3 protein-coding genes are annotated in these 1,515 nt (G+C 65.4%); 2 read left to right on the plus strand and 1 reads right to left on the minus strand.

Annotation, left to right across the window (positions count from 1 at the left end; translation table 11 throughout):
• Positions 1-903: cation:proton antiporter (locus G5358_RS21045; RefSeq protein WP_421324875.1), on the plus strand; the 903-nt coding region annotated here is incomplete at its 5' end.
• 69 nt (positions 904-972) lie between these two features.
• Positions 973-1,221, plus strand: coding sequence for a hypothetical protein (locus G5358_RS21050; RefSeq protein WP_010672757.1), 249 nt, complete (start codon positions 973-975; stop codon positions 1,219-1,221).
• Positions 1,222-1,257: 36 nt separating this feature from the next.
• Here G5358_RS21050 and G5358_RS21055 read toward each other — a convergent pair.
• Positions 1,258-1,515 (minus strand): mechanosensitive ion channel domain-containing protein (locus tag G5358_RS21055; RefSeq protein WP_421324876.1); only part of this gene is annotated, 258 nt, incomplete at its 5' end.

Genomic DNA, 1,515 nt, shown 5'->3' on the forward strand with positions numbered 1-1,515 from the left:
ATGGTGCTGGCCCTGCTGTGCGTGGTGCAGTTCGTGGCCCGCCCGCTCTGCATCCTGGTCTCGACCCGGGGGTCGGACCTGCCCTGGCGCGCCCGCGCCCTGCTCGCCTGGATAGCCCCCCGGGGCATAGTGGCGGCGGCAGTCAGCGCCTCCTTCGCCATCAGCATGCACGAGGCCGGCATCGAGGATGCCGACAAGCTGGTGCCCCTGGTGTTTGCGGTCATCATCTTCACCGTGGTGCTGCAGAGCCTGACGGCCACGCCATTGGCCAGATTGCTCGACATGCGCCAGAGCGCCCCCAATGTCTGGCTGCTCATCGGCGCCAACTCGGTGGCCCGGGCCATCGGCAAGGCGCTGGCGGATCAGGGGATCCCGGTGCAGCTCTCCGATCCTGCCTGGGAACACTGCAAGCTGGCCCGCATGAGCGGCCTGCCCTGCTACTTCGGCAACCCCCAGTCGGAGCACGCCGAGCGGCACCTGCCCCTCACCAGCATCAGCACAGTGCTGGCGCTCTCTCCCAGCCGCCACAACAACGCCCTCGGGGTGCTGCACTTCGCCCACCTCTACGGGGAGGAGAAGGTCCACTCCCTGCGTTCCAGCGAACAACACGGCAAGGCCAACCGGGAGAGCGCCACCTTCCGTGCCCGCCAGAACCTGTTCGGCGCCGACATCAACTTCGCCAGGCTGAGCGGCCTGCTGAGCCGGGGCGGGCAGATCAAGGCGACCCGCCTGAGCGACACCTTCGACTGGGACCAGTATCAGGAGGCCAATCCCGGCGCCATTCCTCTGTTCGTGCTGGATGCCAAGGCCAGACCCAGGGTGGTCACCGGCCCTGTCACGCCGCTGTCCGGGGAGCTGCTGATCGCCCTGCAGCCACCCCGGGAGGGGGCGACGGCGCCCTGATCCGATGACGGCGCCACCGGGAAGGAGAACTAGACTTGAGGGTGGCGCCATGAGTCATAGGAGGATGTCATGACAGTCAGTGAATTGCGCGCGCTTCACCAGCAGCACAGGTTCAAGGAGGCGGAGATCATGCACGACATCGTCTCCCCCGGCTGGATCGTGGAGTTCAGGGGGCAGGACGGCCACCTCTACGTGATGACGGACACCCTGGGGTGCCCCATGAGCTTCTCGTCCACCGAGGAGGCACGGGACCACATCCACCTGGTGGCCGACTGCCCCGTCCAGGTCGAGCACCTCTACCGCTTCTTCGAACGCTGAACAGCCATCGAAAAAGGCTCCCGAGGGAGCCTTTTCTCATTCCGGCTGCGTGGACTCAGCCTCCTTTCCCTCCAGCCGCCTCACCGGCTTTTGCAGAATAAGGTTCGCCGGATAGGTGACCAGATCGCCGTTGTCATCCCGCACCCGCACGTAGAAGAGGCCGATCTCGGTGATGATGCCGGTGACGGAGTCATCCTTGTCGAGGATGCGGATGCGATCGCCAATCTTGTAGGGGAAGGCGAAGAAGATGGTAATGCTGGCGGTGATGTTGGAGAGGATCGACCACTGGGCGAC

The sequence above is a fragment of the Aeromonas sp. 604176 genome (assembly GCF_049170755.1).
In the GTDB taxonomy this organism is placed as follows: domain Bacteria; phylum Pseudomonadota; class Gammaproteobacteria; order Enterobacterales; family Aeromonadaceae; genus Aeromonas; species Aeromonas veronii_A.